General features: G+C 39.6%; 15 protein-coding genes, 2 tRNA genes, 1 other RNA gene and 1 other annotated feature. Of the genes, 11 read left to right on the forward strand and 7 right to left on the reverse strand.

Going from position 1 to position 19,033, the window contains the following annotated elements:
* Positions 1 to 5: 5 nt before the first annotated feature.
* The 5 genes from pdxT (at position 6) to MUN87_RS13740 (ending at position 4,950) form a co-directional block, all read left to right on the forward strand.
* Positions 6 to 575 (forward strand): pyridoxal 5'-phosphate synthase glutaminase subunit PdxT, encoded by a 570-nt coding sequence (gene pdxT / locus MUN87_RS13720; RefSeq protein ID WP_244741015.1) that lies wholly within the window; start codon positions 6 to 8, stop codon positions 573 to 575.
* A gap of 21 nt (positions 576 to 596) precedes the next feature.
* Positions 597 to 813 (forward strand) — a binding site (T-box leader).
* Between the two features lie 809 nt (positions 814 to 1,622).
* Entirely contained in the window at positions 1,623 to 2,897 is a 1,275-nt protein-coding gene (serS, locus tag MUN87_RS13725; protein ID WP_244741017.1) for a serine--tRNA ligase, read from the forward strand.
* 835 nt (positions 2,898 to 3,732) lie between these two features.
* Positions 3,733 to 3,825, forward strand: a tRNA-Ser gene (locus MUN87_RS13730).
* A gap of 190 nt (positions 3,826 to 4,015) precedes the next feature.
* Positions 4,016 to 4,837, forward strand: coding sequence for a pyrroline-5-carboxylate reductase (gene proC / locus MUN87_RS13735; protein ID WP_244741018.1), 822 nt, complete (start codon positions 4,016 to 4,018; stop codon positions 4,835 to 4,837).
* 39 nt (positions 4,838 to 4,876) lie between these two features.
* Positions 4,877 to 4,950: transfer RNA gene (locus tag MUN87_RS13740), tRNA-Arg, on the forward strand.
* 1 nt (position 4,951) lies between these two features.
* On the opposite strand, the gene MUN87_RS13745 is transcribed toward MUN87_RS13740, so the two are convergent.
* The 4 genes from MUN87_RS13745 to MUN87_RS13760 are packed head-to-tail and all read right to left on the reverse strand — an operon-like array spanning position 4,952 to position 8,962.
* Positions 4,952 to 5,116, reverse strand: coding sequence for a hypothetical protein (locus tag MUN87_RS13745; protein WP_244741020.1), 165 nt, complete (start codon positions 5,114 to 5,116; stop codon positions 4,952 to 4,954).
* 1 nt (position 5,117) lies between these two features.
* Complete coding sequence (locus MUN87_RS13750) at positions 5,118 to 6,365, reverse strand: Ger(x)C family spore germination protein (RefSeq protein WP_244741022.1); 1,248 nt, start codon at positions 6,363 to 6,365, stop codon at positions 5,118 to 5,120.
* Positions 6,362 to 7,450: a GerAB/ArcD/ProY family transporter gene (locus MUN87_RS13755; protein ID WP_244741024.1), complete on the reverse strand. Its 1,089-nt coding sequence runs from the start codon at positions 7,448 to 7,450 to the stop codon at positions 6,362 to 6,364. Before MUN87_RS13755 ends, MUN87_RS13750 begins: the two co-directional genes overlap by 4 nt.
* An 18-nt stretch (positions 7,451 to 7,468) precedes the next feature.
* Positions 7,469 to 8,962, reverse strand: coding sequence for a spore germination protein (locus tag MUN87_RS13760; RefSeq protein ID WP_244741025.1), 1,494 nt, complete (start codon positions 8,960 to 8,962; stop codon positions 7,469 to 7,471).
* A gap of 176 nt (positions 8,963 to 9,138) precedes the next feature.
* On the opposite strand from MUN87_RS13760, the gene acsA reads away from it, so the two are divergent.
* The gene (gene acsA, locus MUN87_RS13765) at positions 9,139 to 10,854 is read left to right on the forward strand and encodes an acetate--CoA ligase (RefSeq protein WP_244747970.1); all 1,716 of its coding nucleotides are present in this window, start codon (positions 9,139 to 9,141) and stop codon (positions 10,852 to 10,854) included.
* A 1,070-nt stretch (positions 10,855 to 11,924) separates the two neighbouring features.
* On the opposite strand, the gene hmpA is transcribed toward acsA, so the two are convergent.
* Positions 11,925 to 13,148, reverse strand: a complete 1,224-nt coding sequence (hmpA, locus tag MUN87_RS13770) for an NO-inducible flavohemoprotein (protein WP_244741027.1) — start codon at positions 13,146 to 13,148, stop codon at positions 11,925 to 11,927.
* 167 nt (positions 13,149 to 13,315) lie between these two features.
* Here hmpA and MUN87_RS13775 point away from each other — a divergent pair, with 167 nt between their 5' ends.
* Complete coding sequence (locus tag MUN87_RS13775) at positions 13,316 to 13,747, forward strand: RrF2 family transcriptional regulator (RefSeq protein ID WP_244741029.1); 432 nt, start codon at positions 13,316 to 13,318, stop codon at positions 13,745 to 13,747.
* Between the two features lie 85 nt (positions 13,748 to 13,832).
* Here the strand turns inward: MUN87_RS13775 and MUN87_RS13780 are convergent, their stop codons facing one another.
* Both MUN87_RS13780 and MUN87_RS13785 read right to left on the reverse strand, forming a co-directional pair.
* Complete coding sequence (locus tag MUN87_RS13780) at positions 13,833 to 15,122, reverse strand: glycoside hydrolase family 18 protein (protein ID WP_244741031.1); 1,290 nt, start codon at positions 15,120 to 15,122, stop codon at positions 13,833 to 13,835.
* An 82-nt stretch (positions 15,123 to 15,204) separates the two neighbouring features.
* Positions 15,205 to 15,726 carry a cysteine hydrolase family protein gene (locus MUN87_RS13785; protein ID WP_244741033.1) on the reverse strand — a complete coding sequence of 174 codons (522 nt, stop codon included), beginning with the start codon at positions 15,724 to 15,726 and terminating at the stop codon, positions 15,205 to 15,207.
* A gap of 119 nt (positions 15,727 to 15,845) precedes the next feature.
* Here MUN87_RS13785 and tadA point away from each other — a divergent pair, with 119 nt between their 5' ends.
* The 4 genes from tadA (at position 15,846) to MUN87_RS13805 (ending at position 19,030) form a co-directional block, all read left to right on the forward strand.
* Positions 15,846 to 16,319, forward strand: a complete 474-nt coding sequence (gene tadA / locus MUN87_RS13790; RefSeq protein ID WP_244741035.1) for a tRNA adenosine(34) deaminase TadA — start codon at positions 15,846 to 15,848, stop codon at positions 16,317 to 16,319.
* A gap of 227 nt (positions 16,320 to 16,546) precedes the next feature.
* Positions 16,547 to 16,812, forward strand: an RNA gene (gene ffs / locus MUN87_RS13795) — signal recognition particle sRNA large type.
* Positions 16,813 to 16,968: 156 nt separating this feature from the next.
* Entirely contained in the window at positions 16,969 to 18,672 is a 1,704-nt protein-coding gene (gene dnaX, locus MUN87_RS13800; protein ID WP_244741037.1) for a DNA polymerase III subunit gamma/tau, read from the forward strand.
* A 34-nt stretch (positions 18,673 to 18,706) separates the two neighbouring features.
* The gene (locus MUN87_RS13805) at positions 18,707 to 19,030 is read left to right on the forward strand and encodes a YbaB/EbfC family nucleoid-associated protein (RefSeq protein ID WP_244741039.1); all 324 of its coding nucleotides are present in this window, start codon (positions 18,707 to 18,709) and stop codon (positions 19,028 to 19,030) included.
* Positions 19,031 to 19,033 lie beyond the last annotated feature (3 nt).

Genomic DNA, 19,033 nt, shown 5'->3' on the forward strand with positions numbered 1-19,033 from the left:
CGATCATGGTAAAAATCGGAGTGCTAGGATTGCAAGGTGCGATTCGCGAGCATATTCGTTCTGTTGAAGCATCTGGTGCAGAAGGAATTGTGATTAAATATAAAGAACAGCTGGATGAAATCGATGGGTTGATCTTACCAGGTGGTGAAAGTACAACAATGCGTCGCTTGATTGATAAGTACGATTTTCTCGATGCATTAAAAAACTTCGGTCAACAAGGAAAACCGATTTTCGGTACGTGTGCCGGTCTGATTCTTTTAGCGACTGATATCGTTGGACAGGATCATGCACACCTTGCTTTAGTGGATATGAAAGTGGAACGGAATGCATTTGGCCGTCAGCGTGAATCATTTGAAGCAGCGATCAATATAAAAGGTGTAGCAGAAGACTATGAAGCAGTGTTCATTCGTGCTCCATACATCGCAGAAGTTGGTCCGGAAGTGGATGTATTGGCGACACACAATGATAAAATCGTGGCAGCACAGCAAGGACATTACTTATGCAGTGCTTTTCACCCAGAATTGACGGATGACCATCGATTGACGGAATACTTTGTCAAAATGGTGGAAAGATAATATAATAAAAGAATAAATAATTGTAAAGTGATGACAGGAAGTAGTAATTTAAGTCTTTTATTTTAAGAGAGCCAGTGGCAGGTGTGAACTGGTATAAAAGCTAAGTGAATCCATCCTGGAGCAGTGTATGGAAAGAAGAGTACATACACTCGGCATAAAAAGCCGTTATCTAAAATGAAGCCGGGAGAAGTCTATTCTCCAATCAGGGTGGTATCGCGGGTTAACTCTCGTCCCTACAGTATTGTTAGGGACGGGAGTTTTTTATATGCTAGGAAATGCAGCAATGAAAAAGCTCTACGTAGTGGAAATGTAAAGTGTACCAAGTATAAGAAAAGAAAGCATAATCATTGTCATAAAGAAAAACAAAATTTGCTTCCTATAATATGGATTACGTTAACTAGCAGCTTAGTGGTCATTTTGAAAAATTATGTGTGGTATGATACCGCTCCGTCCAACCACTCCGCGTCCTGCGGGGCACGGCTGGAGCTAACTTTGTGAAGAAGAACGCTTCACAAAGTGGATCTCCAGCACCTGTACAATCCCGCGGGAGTCTCCGTGGTTGGCCTACGCTCGGATTTGGACTCTACAATTTTTGTAAGAGCTAGCATATTGATCGTATGCATATATAATAGCTATTGAAAAATGCCTAGAACCACTGCTTTTTGCTGTTCCATACGTTGTAGCACTTTTCTTAAGCGTAGGAAATAGGCGGAGACTCCCGTGGAATCAGCGCGAGCTGAAGATCCACTTTGTTTGTGCCTGTGTCTGCAAGCATTGCTTCGAAGTAAGCTTCCTCGGCACAAGGCAGCAAGGAAGCATTTACAAGTAGTAGCCTAGCTGAAGCCGTGCCCACAGGACGCGGAGCCTATTTCTGGAGCTTTGCTAAGCAGATAAACGATATCAAAATGACCATTTTGCAATACAGCTTTTGTTAACATAATCCATATTATAGGAAGCTTATATAGAGGGTAGTAAGGACAGGGTGCGTTATGCCCGTTTTTTCTAATATGTTCAATTGATTCGATAAAAATAAAGGAGGAAGCTGAAATGTTAGATAGAAAATTGTTACGTAATCAGTTTGCAGAAGTGAAGGAGAAGTTAGCACATCGAGGAGAAGATTTAACCGATCTTGACAAGTTTGGCGATTTAGATGAAAAGCGTCGAGAGTTGATTGCTGAGACAGAACAACTTAAAGCAAAAAGAAATGAAGTATCTAAGCAAATCTCTCTATTAAAAAAAGAGAAGAAAGATGCGGATGATATGATTGTGGAAATGCGTACTGTTGGCGACCGTATTAAAACCATTGATCAGGAATTAAAACAGGTAGAAGAAGAGTTAGATGTCTTAATGTTGTCTATTCCTAATGTTCCACATGAAACGACTCCAATCGGAGAATCTGAAGATGATAATGTGGAAGTCCGTAAATGGGGAGAGCTGCCAACGGTTGATTTTGAAGAGAAAGCGCATTGGGACATTGCTACCGAATTAGATATATTAGATTTTGAACGGGCAGCAAAGGTAACTGGCAGTCGTTTTGTTTTTTATAAAGGTTTAGGTGCTCGCTTAGAGCGTGCGTTAATGAATTTCATGATGGACTTACATGCGGATCAGCATGGTTACCAGGAAATGCTGCCTCCATACATGGTCAACCGGATGAGTATGACTGGCACTGGCCAATTACCGAAATTCGAGGAAGATGCATTTAAAATCGAGGACTGGGATTATTTCTTGGTACCGACTGCAGAGGTGCCGGTAACGAACTATTATCGCGATGATATTTTGAAGGTTGATGATTTACCACAGAAATTTACTGCGTTTAGTGCCAGCTTCCGTTCTGAAGCAGGATCTGCCGGACGTGATACGAGAGGCTTGATTCGTCAGCATCAGTTTAACAAAGTGGAATTGGTGCAATTTGTAAAACCAGAGGATTCTTACGATGTTTTAGAAGAGCTAACTGGTCATGCAGAGAAAGTACTACAGCTGTTAGAGCTGCCATATCGTGTAATGAGCATGTGTACAGCTGATTTAGGCTTCACAGCTGCCAAGAAGTACGACATTGAAGTATGGATGCCAAGTAATGACACGTACCGTGAAATCTCTTCTTGTTCTAATTTTGAAGATTTCCAAGCTAGACGTGCAGGTATCAGATTCCGTCGTGAAGAAAAAGCAAAACCAGAATTTGTTCATACATTAAATGGTTCTGGCTTAGCAATCGGACGTACCGTTTCAGCAATCATCGAAAATTATCAGCAAGCAGACGGTTCTGTTAAAATCCCAGAAGTGCTCGTGCCTTACATGGGTGGAAAGACGGAAATTAAATAAGATAAACCAACAAACCGTAGCAAGGACCACCGCTTAGGCCATGCTGCGGTTGTTGTATATAATGTAATGAATATATTGTAGGTGTAAATCGTTCAGTATAGGTTCTGATAATATGGATTATGAGCCATCGCTAGCCAACCATCCATATTGAGATATTTAATGTGCTGGGATACCGCTCCGTCCAACCACTCCGCGTCCTGCGGGAGTCTCCGTGATTGGCCTACGCTAGGATTGGAACTCTACAACTTTTGTCAGAGCTAGCATATTGATCACATTCATATATAATAGCTATTGAAAAATACCAAGAACCACTGCTTTTTGCTGTTACATAAGTTGTAACACTTCCCTCAAGCGTAGGAAATATGCGGAGACTCCCGTGGAATCAGCGCGAGCTGAAGATCCACTTGGTAAAGAAAAGGATTTTCTTTACCAAGTTAGCTGAAGCCGTGCCCACAGGACGCGGAGCATATTTCCGGAGCTTTGCTAAGCAGATAAAATATATCAAAATGACTATTTTGCAATACAGCCTTATTTAACATCATCCATATTAAAGGAAGTTGCATATGCTTATCCTTGCATTGGTTAGGATTTTTCGGTATTATGCCTATTTCTTTATTGTAGGCGTTCTAAGTATCTAAACAGTTTAGCCAATGTTGATTTAGAGAGGAGATCGGAAGCGGAATAACATGCACATATAGCGATCTTGATAGGCTGTTCACATGGCATAATCTATCATTCATCAGGATTTTTTGAATGATTTTAAACAAAAAAACAAAAAATCTATTGACTCTATTTGTGGGATATGCTATATTATTACTTGTCGTCAGCAAAACACGGAGGAGTACCCAAGTCCGGCTGAAGGGAGCGGTCTTGAAAACCGCCAGGGGCTTCACGGCCCGCGGGGGTTCGAATCCCTCCTCCTCCGCCATAATTGTTACAAAATTGGAGATTATATAAATCACAAAATCGTTATCAAGCCGGTAACGATTTTTTTTATACGCCAGAATTATAAAATGGATTTGAATAAAGAAATTAGATAACCCCTGTTGTTTTCTTTTATCTTTCCATGCTTTCGTTTATAATAAGAGTAACGATAGTACATATAAAGGATGAAGAAAATGGAACAAACCATTGCATTTCTTGGAGCAGGATCGATGGCAGAAGCGATTATTGCTGGAATGACGGCAAATAAAATCGTCCCTGCAAAGCAAATTATTGCAAAGAACCACTCCAATAAAGAAAGATTAAAAACATTAGAAGAAAAATATCATATTCTTACGTCTCAGTCTACGCAAGATACGATTGATCAAAGTGATATCATTATTCTTGCCATGAAGCCTAAGGACATTAAAACAGCAACAGCAGAAATCAAACCATTGTTATCAGCAAATAAAATTGTCGTTTCCTTGTTAGCAGGAATTTCGACTGCGTTCATTGAACAACAGCTGGAAACACAAAATCCGGTTATTCGTGTCATGCCTAATACGTCAGCAACGATTGGCCAATCTGCTACAACCATTGCAGCTGGTACATATGCGACGAAAGAACAGGTAGAATTAATCGAAGAACTGATAACATCGATCGGTACAACCGAAGTGATTGATGAAGCAGATATGGATGCATTTACTGCCTTAGCCGGTAGTGCCCCAGCTTTCTATTATTTTATGGTAGAAGCAATGGAGCAGTTTGTTGATACAAAAGGGTTAGACAAAGATATTGCCAAGCGGTTGATGGTGCAGACGATCAAAGGTGTGGGCGAAATGCTGGAAGCATCTGAGGATTCACCGCAAGTACTTCGCGAAAAGATTACAAGCCCAGGAGGTACAACAGAGGCTGGGTTGAAAACTTTAGCAGCGCACGAATTCCAGGAAGCGGTCATAGCTTGTTTAGAGGAAACAACGGCACGCTCAAAAGAAATGCGTGAAATGTTCGAGAAATAATACCAGAGGGAGGAACAGCTCCCTCTGAAATTAGACCATGACCCCGTAGCTCAGTAGGATAGAGCACTTCTCTCCTAAAGAAGGTGTCGGAGGTTCGAATCCTCTCGGGGTCGCTTATTTCATAATCTGAAAACAAATCGAGCAACAAATTAGAAACGGAATGATACAGATAATCGCGATACCACCCATTTTATTGCCTTCCTGAAAGTTATCCAGACTGTGAATAATACAACGATAGGCAATAAACAAGGTAACTATTGTCAGAAGAATTGGCTCCACATTAATCCCTCACTCTATTTAGGTTTGAATCATCCAGCATTTTTCCAAACTCTAATTTATCCAGATTGTAAGTAACATTAACTTCGGCGTTTGGAAATATTTTTTTGTTCCAGTCTGCTTTTTCGTACTGCTTAATATTTGTAAATTCATGCCGAATATATATGGACCAGTAAAAAGGATCAGATTTATACTGTTGCTGTGATTTTTTTATCAATGCCAGTGTCTTCTCTTCCAATCGGGTGGTGATGGCATCTTCCAAGGTATCCTGCTTTTCTTGATCGTGTGCATAACGAATTAAACTTGGTATCGCGATCACTTCAATTTGAAAAGGAACAAGTACATCAATAACAGTTGGTTTATCCTGATGATAAGTAATGTCTATTTTCGCATTTTGCTTTTGTTGATAATTATATGATAGTCGATATTCTGGGTCGAAAGGATCTGGCATGGTAGCCAAGTAATTGTTCAGTTTAAATGTATTATCCATAATATGTGCAAGACGGATTTCCTCACCGTCCAGCGTGTCGATCATCTTTCCTCCTTTAAAAACGCTCGCCCCCATAAATTGAGTCGGTGATCCTCCCAGTTGAGGAATCTCACCTGCTATATATTCATCTTCTAATTTACTCTTATTTTGCTCTTTATCTTTTTGTTCAGTGGTGGCATAAATAGCCAAAAATAAATCAGCATCTCCTTCGGTAATTTGAAAGAAACGATGTAGCGACGAATCGGGTATAATGCCAGTTTGTACGGCCCTGTCCAGCATAAATTGATAGTATTTGTGTGGTCTTTGCTCCATCACCGGCTGATTGTTGTTAATAAAGTCAGAGGCTTTTTCTTTTGATACCACCAATTGCACACCGCGTCTAATCTGTGGCGATCTGGAGGCAGATTGAATCACACGCAGGAAGTCAGGGTCTTTTGCCAATTCTTCTGAAATGACAATAATCCGGGTATGGTCCAACGTAATTTTTTTGGAAACAAATGAATTGGCTGTATAGGTCGCACTTAATATGTCAGCACCATTTACGGTAACAATTTCTGATGCTGGCTCATTGGAACCTCCCTGTCCTGCTGCTGATCCAACTTCAGGATTAGCTATTTGATAGGTAAACGCATATACTCCTTTATTTTCTGTTGTATCAATTCCCATGGCAATGACATAGGATTGCTGCTCCAGCTCAATTCGATCGAAGCATCCAGTTAGAAGGATTAGCAAACCGAGTATAAACCATAATTTATTCATCATTGTTTTAAATCCCCTTTAAAGAAAGCAATGGACCATAAAATAAAAGGTAAGACAATAAAAAACGGTGACATGACCGTTAATAATGTTTCTCTTAGAACTAATTCATTGATCACAGAATTAAGGGGGATTAAACCAATCATCACTACCAGGAAACTGAACGGTAACAACAATGGTTCAAAATTTCGGATAGCAAATATCTCCCCAAATATCCAACTGGTAATGTAAACGAAAATAATAAATTTCAGGAATGCGGCTAGCAACCAGAACACCATAAAAAATGTCTCTATATTGGTGAAAAATTGCCCTAAATTGACAAATTGCGTAATATCGTGATAAGGAAAAGCAATTTTTTTGATCGAATTGTAATCAAATACGCAGACATAAATAAAGAAAAATAACAGGATCTCAAATAATCCAATAATGCTTGCGATAATGGTCCCCTTTCGAAACATAGAGGTAGATTTAGCGGACTGATAGGCAATTAATAAAAAGAACAATTCTGCAAAAACAGAAGCTTTTTTTACGCCTTCTGTTAACAGGATTGAAAGTCCTTGCCCAAATATAGGGAAGACCCTTTGCAATACCATATCTCCAGTTATAAGAATGAAGACAATCAACGCAGCAGCTTTTATGAAAAAGAGTGTTATCCAGCTGGTAAATCCTATTACTTCAAACCCTTTTTTTGCTCCCAAAAAAACCACAATAAAAAAAATATAATAAACTATATCTGTTGGTGATTCTTGAAAATATAACTGTTTAATTTGTTCTACATAGTTTCGGCTGTCGAGCGTAAGCGTTAAAAAAGCAAAAATGAACAACAACAAACAAATGATCTTTCCCGCCCATTTACCAATTATCGTTTCGATCAGTTCTACTAAGTTTTTATCCTTGTATTTCTTTAATAAATAAAGCATCAATAAGAAGCCGGGGAAAATACATACAAATGAGATGAGGGGGATTATCCAAAACCCATTTTGTGCTTGCTGTGACATTAGAGAGGACGTTGAATCAGACAGTTTAATGCCAACGATAATTAACGTCATCGCTAATATTTCTTTCAGGCGTAACAATCCTTTGTTTTGCATATATTTCCCTTCCTTCTGTTACTTTGGTTTTTTCTGAATATCTTTAAGATGTAAAAATGTTGGACGAAAAATTTCTTTCTTGACTGTTTTGCGAAAAACAGTATCTTCTGATGACATAAAATGTGGTGACATTGGCGAGAAAAAAGATACCCCAAATGATTTGACCGATGCAGCGTACATTAGAAATAGCAGGAAGGCGCCAGTCAGACTAAGCATTCCATATGTTCCGGCTGCCAGGATAAAGATAAATCGCATCAGGCGAATCGTGAAGTTCATATTCAGGTCTGCTACTGCGAATGATGATAAACCTGAGAGAGCAGCAACAATAACGATAATAGGGCTAATGATATTTGCTTCAACAGCAGCCTGCCCCAGTATTAATGCACCAACAATACCGATTGTCGGTCCCAATGCATTCGGTATTCTAAGTCCTGCTTCCCGAATCAGTTCAAATGCTATTTCCATCATTAATACTTCGATAATTAAAGGAAAAGGTACTCTTTCCCTTGATGCGGTGATAGCTAATAATAGATCGGGCGGGATCATTTCACTATGAAAATTTGAGATAGCAACATAGGTTGCCGAAATCATTAAGGTTAAATAAAAACAAAAGATTCGGATAGCGCGAGTGAAATTACCATAAAAAAAGCGTAAATAACGGTCTTCCGGTGCATGGAAAAAAGACCAGAACGTTACAGGTACGATTAAACAGGCTGAAGAGCTGTCCATTAAGATCACTACATAACCATCTTCTAGATAGGATGTCGCTTTATCGGGCTTTTCTGTATAGAGAATCGTAGGGATTAACGAGTATGGACGTTCTTCTATAAATTGTTCAAGAATTTCGAGATTACGAACATTATCTGTTTTTATTTGTTTAATACGATTTCTTACATTATTTAACAGGTCATCATTTACGAGATCTTTTATATAGATCACATTTACTTCATTTACTGAACGTTCTCCAACCTGTATGCCTTCATTGATTAAAGAATGATTGTGTAATTGTTTTCTGATCAGAGATATATTGCTGTTTAATGATTCGGTAAATGCTTCTTGCGGACCTTTAATGGTTACTTCATTCTCTGCTTTTGAAACGGGGCGATGAGCAAAATCAGCTACATCCATTGCATAGGCCTGTTCATCCCCTTCTACGAATAGAATGACTTTACCACTGTTGATATTTTGTACTACCTTTTCAAAATCACTTGTTTCTTCAATATTTTCTATCGATACAATATTTTTTATGCGATCTCCTTCTGTTGTTAAGAGTGGTTTTATAATATGTAAATTAATTCTTGCCCCATCGACAATCGAACTAAAATAGAAAAGACTCGCTTTCTTTCCGTTCGATTTCAATGTAATCGAGCGCATAGAAAAATCTTTATTCACACCATATCCGAATAAGTCTTTCGTATCTTGCATATTTTGTATTAATGAAGCTGCAACCTTTTTATCTTTTAAACTGCTTTGTTCAGCATTGTTTTGCTGCTTTTGCATGAATCGCACCATGATTACACACCTCCGGCTAGTCGTTAATATGTACAAAATCAATCAGAATATGTAATTGCCAATATAAGGATTGAATAACTTGCTTTCTCATCCAAATTCGTTACAATGTAATGTAAGGGGTTTCTTTATTTAATTAGATTATTGCAAACGTTCACATTATTGGGAGAGGTGATATGATGGATATGACAAAAGTACAGGCAAGGTCAGGTAAGCATAATTTAGCCGACCTTGAATCGATGCGAGAAGGTTTTGATTGGGAAGAAGTGAAAAAAGATTTCAGCTGGTATAAAACAGGTAAAGTAAATGCCGCTTATGAAGCAATTGATCGTCATGCAGAAAATCCTGATAAAAAAGACCAAGTGGCATTGTTATATTCGGCACCAGATCGTGAAGAGAGCGTTACGTTTCAACAACTAAGTAAACAAAGTAATCAAACTGCTAATATTCTTAAGAAGTATGGCATTCAAAAAGGAGACCGCGTCTTCTTATTTATGCCAAGAAGTCCGGAGTTCTACGCCAATTTCTTTGGGATATTAAAGGTCGGAGCTATTGCTGGTCCACTTTTTGAAGCATTTATGGAGCAGGCAGTAAGAGATCGGTTAGAAGATAGTGAGGCTGCAATGCTGATTACTACTCCTGATTTATTAGGAAGGGTTCCTGTTGATGAATTACCTCACTTAAAACAAATTGTTCTGGTAGGTGCAGAGAATCTTCCAGAAGATGATTATATTGATTATGATGCAGAAATTAAGGAAGCGTCTGATGAATTTGATATTGAATGGGTAGACCGGGAAGATGGTATGCTGATTCATTATACATCTGGTTCTACAGGTAAGCCGAAAGGTGTTTATCATGTGCATAATGCGATGGTTCAGCATTACGCAACAGGTAAATGGGTCATTGATTTTAAGGAAGATGATGTGTATTGGTGTACAGCCGATCCTGGTTGGGTAACAGGCACAAGTTATGGTATCTTTGCCCCATGGTTAAATGGTGTAACCAATGTCATTAGAGGTGGTCGTTTTACACCGGAATCCTGGTATGAAACATTAGATAAAAACAATGTGACAATCTGGTATACTGCACCAACGGCATTACGTAAATTTGTCAGCGCGGGTGACGAACTGGTGAAGCAATATGATTTATCCAGTCTACGTCATGTTCTAAGCGTTGGGGAACCGTTGAACCCTGAGGTTATTACATGGGCTTTACGCGTATTTGATCTGCGTATCCATGACACATGGTGGATGACGGAAACTGGGGCAATGTTAATTGTTAACTTACCTAGTATGGAAATCCGACCAGGTTCGATGGGACGCCCGATTCCTGGTGTAGAGGCAGCAATTGTCGATAATGAAGGTAATGAGTTACCGCCAAATCAAATGGGAAACCTTGCCATTAAAAAAGGCTGGCCATCGATGATGCGTGCGATCTGGAAGAATCCAGGTAAATATGAAAGTTATTTTATCAACGGCTGGTATGTATCTGGCGACAGTGCCTATATGGATGAAGATGGCTATTTCTGGTTCCAGGGGCGTTTGGATGATGTAATTAATACGTCAGGTGAACGTGTTGGACCATTCGAGGTAGAGAGTAAATTAATTGAACATAAGGCGGTGGCGGAAGCTGGTGTCATTGGTAAACCGGATCCCGAGCGTGGAGAAATTATTAAAGCATTTATTACGCTAAATCCAGGGTATGAAGCGAATGATTCTCTATTAGAGGAGATTCGTCAATTTGTAAAAACCGGATTAAGCGCACACGCTGCTCCTCGTGAGATCGAAATCAAAGACAGCATTCCGAAAACCCGAAGCGGTAAAATTATGCGCCGCCTCTTAAAATCATGGGAACTAGGACTCCCAACCGGTGATACATCCACATTAGAAGAATAAATAAAAACAAGGCTAGCACGGTTACGTGTTAGCCTTTTTAGCTTAAGATTGATTATGTAAAGTGCAACTGTCTGACGTTGTGGTAATTTTGACAGGTTTCATCTGCTTAGCAAAGCTCTGGAAATAGGCTCCACGTTCTGTGGGTCGGCGGCATAGCCGTCAAGCTAAGGAAAAGAGAGCTTAAATTGTCTTACATGTTCGGCCTATCATATAATCCATTCTTATGGACAGTTGAAAAGAGAAAGAGCAATAGTTGTCTATAAGAATGGATCTTATGGACAGTTGAAAAGAGAAAGAGTAAAAGTTGTCTATAAGAATGGGTCTTATGGACAGTTGAAAAGAGAAAGAGTAAAAGTTGTCCATAAGAATGGATCTTATGGACAGTTGAAAAGAAAAAGAGCAAAAGTTGTCTATAAGAATGAATCTTATGGACAGTTGAAAAGGAAAAGGGCAAAAGTTGTCCATAAGAATCAAAAATATGACCATTCAAGGATATCAAAAGGACTCTTGTGGTCAAAAATCCGATTTCTTGTGCCAATACTTCAGGAACAGCTTAGGCTACTACTTGAATAACATCCTGCTGCCTTGTACCGAGGAAGCTCACTTCGAAGCGGTACTTGCAGACACAGGCACAAATATAAGTGGATCTTCAGCCGTGCCCGCAGGAAGTGGTTGGCCGGAGCGGTATCCTGGCACTTGAAATATTTCAAAATTACCGTACCGCTAAGCAGTTAGCATTACATAATCCATATTATGAGAAGTTATATATACGCCCACATTAGTTAAAACAGGGTTTTCCAGTTTTTCTTATAAGTCAAGAAAGTATAAATTTTGGGCTATATGATGTTCGCTGACAGAAACGGCCACGTCCGGCTCCAGCGCCCAGAGACTAGGCGACTTCGCGAAATCGCCCTACGATAAGTCATCATCGATTCGCAAGCTCACCGTGATTCCTTTATCTCAGTTGATTCGCTCCACTCGCTACGTCTCTAAACGGGCGCTTGCGCCTTTGTTCTTCAAATAGTTTTTAATCCGTCTTTTGATAGCATAAATTCCTGCAGTAATACGTATTATGCTTCTAAGTCACCTTTTGGTCCGAAGAATTCAAAGTGAATATCTGCTGGATGGACCTCCCATGTGGTTAATGCCTGATTAATGGCTTTCATAAATGGTTCTGGTCCGCAGAAATAGAAAGATGCTTCGTTAGTCGGGACGACAGATTGTAACCATGGTAAATCAATATAGCCGCTTTTATCACATAAGGCAGTATGTTCCGGTTTTTCATAGACCGTAAAGGCACGAACATGAGGATGATTATTTGTTATGTCTTTCACAATATCCTGTAAACCGTGTAATCTCTCGTTTTGCGCTGCGTGGATAAAATACACGTCACGTTGCGGTTGCTGTTCTACTACCGTTTCTAACATACTTACTAATGGCGTTAATCCAACACCGCCGCTTACTAATACTAATGGTTTTGCTTCCTGATTTAATACAAAATCGCCAGCAGGTGCACTTAGTTCTATTACATCATTCTCGTTGATATGGTGGTGAAGGAAACTAGATACTACACCATCTGGGTGATTCTCCAGTGCTGCTTCTTTTTTGACGCTTATTCGCCATACGTCTTGATTCGGCTTACAGGATAAGCTGTATTGACGCTGACAAGTATAAGGAATGCCAGGTACAGAAACTTTTACGGTAACATATTGACCTGCTTCATATTCAGGCAATGATTTGTTATCATCTGGCTTCAGATAAAAAGAAGTAATCACATCGCTTTCCTTTACTTTTTCGACAATACGGAATGGTCGGTAACCGATCCAGCCACCAGGTGCAGTCTCTGTCTCTTGATACATTCCTTCTTCGACTTGAATAAAGACATCAGCAATGACACCATATGCTTTGGCCCAGGCTGCGATAATTTCTTCTGTAGCCGCTTCTTTTAACACCACTTGCATTGCTTTTAATAAATTTTCTCCAACAATGGGATAATGCTCTGGTTTGATATTCAAGCTTCGATGTTTATGCGCTATTTGTTTGACAACAGGTAGAATTGTTTCCAGTTGATCAATGTTAGCTGCTGCTGCATACACTGCATTTGCTAATGCTTGTGGCTGCTTTCCTTTTTTTTGATTGGTTTGGTTGAAGATATTTTTTAATTCCGGGTGATTTGTAAATAGTAATTGATAAAATGTTGAAGTAATGGCGGTTCCATGCTCAGCCAAAACAGGGACAGTTGCTTTTACTGTTTCTATTGTTTTTGGATCAAGTCTTTCCGTTGTAGTAGACATCCAATCACTCCTTAAAATTTAAACATGTATTTTTAATACATCTTTATTGTATGAAAAATTAAGATACCTCTGCAATAGCTTTTAAGAGAAATATATGACTATTTTGTTAAAATACAAAGTCAATTGATATTTTTTTTGGTAGAATAGAAGGAGGCAGGTGAAGCAGTATGCGATTAAAAAAATATACAGATTACGCATTGCGCGTGTTAATCTACACGGCTGCGAGTGATAGCAAGGCAAGTATTAAAGAGATAGCGGAAACTTTTTTTGTTTCTACAGAACATATACGAAAAGTAGTTCACCAATTGAGTATAAATGGATATATCGAAACAACTAGAGGCCGTAATGGGGGAATCCTATTGGCGCATGACCCTGCAGATATAAATATCGGGGCGGTTATCCGGTTGATGGAAAATGATTTCTACTTATTGGAATGCTTCGATGGCGAGAACAATCGATGTGTGATTACGCCTGCATGTAAATTGCGCTCTGTGATAGGCAATGCGATGCAAGCTTTTTTTGAAGTGCTGAATCAATATACATTGGCTGATTTGGTAGAAAATAAAGATGATTTACAAGAATTAATGGATATGAAATAGAGTATTCATGCACACCCTTTCTCATGTGTGAACGAATACTCTTTGTTGGAAAGGGATGCATTGTTCCGCTTTCCTGTATATATGATTAACCTCTTTTACGGATGGTAAATTGGTCTTCTAGTAGCAGCCAATTTTGAGGAAAAGAGAGGCCGAGCTTCCAATAACTGATACCGCGTAAATTCTTTTCCTTAATTAAATCGAATTTAGCTTGAATGGACCTGGCGTCTTCAAACCATACCTCATGCTCCTGACCTTCCTGATCAACGTACCGGAAATAAGGTGCTTTTGCCTCTTCATCAAATAAAATCGCTTGATTATTATCTCGTGCGACTTGAATAGCTTGCTGAGGACTGAGTGCTTTGGCATATTCTCCACCAGGTTCATACGGAAGCGTCCAGTCATAGCCATATAAATTCTGACCGAGCATGATTTTTTCAGAAGGCATTTCTGTGAGGGCATAATTGACAACGTCACGAACTGGGCCAATCGGTGAAACAGCCATTGCCGGACCACCACTATATCCCCACTCATACGTCATCAGGACGACAAAATCAACAATTTCGCCATGCGCTTGATAATCATGTGCTTCATACCAGTTCCCTTCTTGCTCGGCACTTGTTTTGGGAGCAAGAGCTGTTGATACGAGAAAACCTTCATTGTGCAGTCGCGTTGTCGCTTTTTCTAAGAATGCACGATAATCCTCCCGGTTTTCTGGAGGTAGAAATTCAAAATCAAAATGTATATCTCCGAAGCCAGACTCTTTAGCTGTAGCGATGATTTGATCGAGCATATTATTCTGGACGGTTTCATCGGTGAGAATAAGCCTGCCAAGTTCTTGACTAAAAGCTCCCTCTTCCAGGTTCGTGACAACCAGCATTAAGGTTGCATTCTGTTCGCTGGCAATAGCATTGAAATCGTTCAATGGTGGAGCGATCAGATTACCTTGCCGATCAACTTGAAAGGAAAAAGGGGCTAAATAAGTTAAGTTGTCAACGTGTTTTCTTGCTGCATTCTCTAATACGTCTGATACCGAACCTCCAGTTGGTTCAATATAGGCATTGGTTTCAATCGTTCTTTTAGCGGATTCGGGAATATAGAGTGTCATCCCAACAGAAAGTGGCTGATACATATTAATTTGATTGACGCTTGCTAACTCTGCTGCCGAAATGCCGAAACGTTGTCCGATCGTATATAAGCTGTCTCCAGGCTGTACGGTATAGAATTGGCCATATATTGGAATGACTAATGCTTGACCAACCACTAGAGGCAGTGACGGATCTATCTCATTTACATTTGCAATCGATTGATAGGATGTGCCAAATTGATTGGCAATCTGATATAACGAGTCTCCTTGCTTCACGACATATATTTGCACAAAAAAGAACTCCTTTCTTATCATAAAAAAAATATCCTCCATTTACTTTATGATAAGAAATAAGAATTAGAACAATGAGTCGCTACAGTGGCTGTATATCGGCTTTGAAGACAGCCTCCATTAATTTCAATGCTTCATGGTTATGCCTATGCGTATTGGACGCAATGCAGTTCTCTGGTACATGCAAGGTATAACCGCGCATATGGGCGTCATTGGCCGTAAATAACACACAGATATTTCCTGCGATTCCTGAGATAATTAAATGCTCAATGTTGAGATGTTCCAGTAATGATCGCAATGGTGTTCTGAAAAAACCAGACATTTGCGGTTTCATAATAAAATAATCTTCTTCATCTGGCAGACCTCTCTGGATAATCGCTTCATTTTCTTTCGTCAAACAAGTTTGTGCAATTTGTTTAAAATCTGTTTCCCATGTATTATAATGATCATTAATATAGATGATGGGAAGTTTATGTTTTTTTGCATATTGTTTCAACTGATCAATGTTAGGCAATATTTCTTCCGTATTGTTCAACAGTAAGTCGCCTTCGTGAAAATGAAAATCATTGATCATATCGATGATTAATACGGCTGTATTTTTCATGGGCTCACCTCTTTTATACTTCTGTTGACAAGATACCCTAATATTTCATCATTCATGCATGGCTTATTCTATATGAGTATAGCTTTATTTATTTTCTAAACAAAAAGAGTGGGATGATAATGACAGATCAAGCGTATATGTTAATGGCAATGGAAGAAGCGAAAAAAGCGGAGGTATTAGGTGAAGTGCCAATTGGTGCTGTCATCGTTCATCAAGATCAGGTTATTGCTACATCGTTCAATTTACGTGAAAAATTACAAACAACACAATCCCATGCGGAAATGCTTGCGATTGATAAAGCAAATCAGGTTATCGGCAGCTGGCGTCTGGAGGACTGTGTATTATATGTAACACTGGAGCCATGTCCAATGTGTGCAGGAGCTATTTTGCAATCACGAATACCGAAAGTGGTGTACGGAGCTAAGGATCCGAAGGCAGGATGCGCTGGTTCATTGTTAAATTTATTAGATGATGAGCGTTTCAATCATCAAGTCGATGTGGTGCCAGGTGTTCTTGAAGCAGAGTGTGGACAAATGCTGACTGATTTTTTTCGATCGTTGCGACAAAAGAAAAAAGAGCAGAAGAACAAATAAAGTGAGACTTTGATCAGTGGAGGTTTTTGCCCCCCGATACTCGAAGCTTGAAGTGGTAGTCTCACAGATGGTTAGCACCGTGATAAAAGCCTAAATCCTTTGATAGAATCGATACTGGTAAAAGTTGATAGCGAAAAAATAGAGTAAGTAATTGATTTTTTTCGAAGTAAAGGTTATACTAAGAAATGCGCTTTTCTATAGCGCAACTGAATATGTTAGCAAATTTGCCGTGCTAGGTGGGGAGGTAGCGGTGCCCTGTACTCGCAATCCGCTATAGCGAGACTGAATACCTTGCTGAGGTGCCGTTATTTTAAGGTCTGCCTTAAGGGAGTAGTGTTGACACTCGGGTCCCGCGCAACAGGAACTCGTGAACCATGTCAGGTCCGGAAGGAAGCAGCATTAAGCGAAACTTCCTGTGTGCCGCGGGGAAGCCTGGGTCGAGCTATGAACTTAAGTAACGCTTAAGGTAGCGTCATCGAAGCTTGGTGCACGGCGTTAATAATACAAAGACAGCCTCTTGTGATGCACAAGAGGCTTTTCTAATTTAGCTGGTAGAAAAAAGATGTTCTGGTATTCCATATTTTCGCTCGTTTTTAGAAAAGGGATTTGCTACAATATAAGAAGAAATAACAAGAAAAGGGGATCAGTGATGGGTTATCAAGCATTATACCGCGTCTGGCGTCCGAAGAATTTTGAAGATGTAGTTGGACAAGTACATATTACTCGCACCTTGCAGAATGCCGTTATGCAAGAAAAGTTTACCCACGCTTACCTGTTTTCAGGTCCCCGAGGCACGGGAAAAACAAGTGCTGCCAAGATTTTTGCTAAAGCAGTCAATTGTCAGAATGGTCCTGCACTAGAACCATGCAATGAGTGTGACGCGTGTATGGGGATTCAGGACGGATCGATATCTGATGTAGTAGAGATCGATGCAGCTTCGAATAATGGTGTGGAACAAATTCGTGATATTCGTGATAAAGTGAAATATGCTCCGAGTGCTGTTACGTATAAGGTCTATATCATTGATGAGGTGCACATGCTGTCTATTGGGGCCTTTAATGCCTTATTGAAGACACTGGAAGAACCCCCAAAACACGTAATCTTTGTACTGGCAACAACGGAACCGCATAAAATACCACTAACCATCATTTCGAGATGTCAGCGATTTGATTTTAAGCGGATTGCTCAGTCTGCAATGGTTGAACGAATGAAAAAAATTATTGCAGCAGAAGATATCTCGGTAACAGACGAAGCGCTCGAAGGTGTTGCGCTATCAGCAGAAGGCGGGATGCGTGATGCGTTAAGCTTACTTGATCAGGCCGTTTCCTATAGTGAGGAACAAGTAACGATCGATGATGTTCTCGCTGTAACTGGTTCTGTATCTCAGGCTAAATTAGCGAAGATCGCAAACACGATGTATGATAATGAGGTAAAGGAATCGTTGCTGGAGATTGATGCTATGATTCAGGAAGGGAAAGATCCTGGCCGGTTTGTTTTTGACCTTATTTATTATTTGCGAGACATTTTGTTATATCAGACAGCGCCATCGTTAGAAAATGTACTGGAAAGAGCTATCGTTGATGATACATTTCAATCATTGGCACAACGTTTAGATGCTTTATGGATTCAAGGAGCTATTAAAGAATTGAACCTGTGTCAGCAGGAAATAAAGTGGACCAACAGTCCGAAGGTTTTTATCGAAGTGGCTGTATTGAAGATCTGTAATCAAGAAAGTGGTTCGCAGACAAATGCTGCATCTTTACCTGAAGTAGAGAAGTTACAGGAGAAATTGACGAAGCTGGAGCAACAATTAAGCCAATTACAAAAACAGCCTGTACAGCAACAGCAGGAAACACAACAACAGGCTCCAAAACGAAATGCATCTGTTGGTCGAAACAGCTATAAAGTACCATATGACCGAATTCGTAACGTGCTGAACGATGCATCGAAGGAAGCAATCAAAAAAGTAAGAGCCCAGTGGCCATCTTTTATGGATGCATTAAAGAAACAAAGTGCTCCTGCACATGCTACGATTCAAAATAGTAAGCCGAGTGCAGCGTCTGAAGATATAGTAATTATTGCATTTCGATATGAAATTCATTGTTCACTTGCATTAGAGCATAAACAAACGATAGAATTAATGTTATCAGAGTCTATCGGTCAGAATGCCACCTTCATACCTATACCTGAAGAGGAATGGACATCACTTCGAGAAGAGTATGTTCGCAAACAAAAAGCGCAAGGTGACGAGTCTGGTGAACAGGATGAATCTTCTGCTTCAACAGAAGGAGATCCATTGGTAGACAACGCTAGAAAGTTAGTCGGCGATGATTTGTTAGAAATACGTGATTAAGCAAAATAATAGATATTATTAGGAGGGTTTTGCCATGCGTGGTGGAGGAAATATGAACAAAATGATGAAACAAATGCAAAAAATGCAAAAAGATATGATGAAGGCACAAGATGAATTACAGGAAATGACGTTTGAAGCAACTGCTGGTGGTGGAATGGTAAAAGTAGTGGCAAACGGAAAGAAAGAAATTACGGATATTGAAATTAACGAAGAAGTAGTAGATCCTGATGACATCGAAATGTTACAAGACCTTATTTTAGCAGCAACTAATGAAGTGCTAAAAGAAGTAGACGATAAAACAAATGATACGATGGGTAAATTCACAAAAGGCTTAAATTTACCTGGAGGAATGTTCTAGGAG

The sequence above is a fragment of the Gracilibacillus salinarum genome (assembly GCF_022919575.1).
Taxonomy (GTDB): domain Bacteria; phylum Bacillota; class Bacilli; order Bacillales; family Amphibacillaceae; genus Gracilibacillus; species Gracilibacillus salinarum.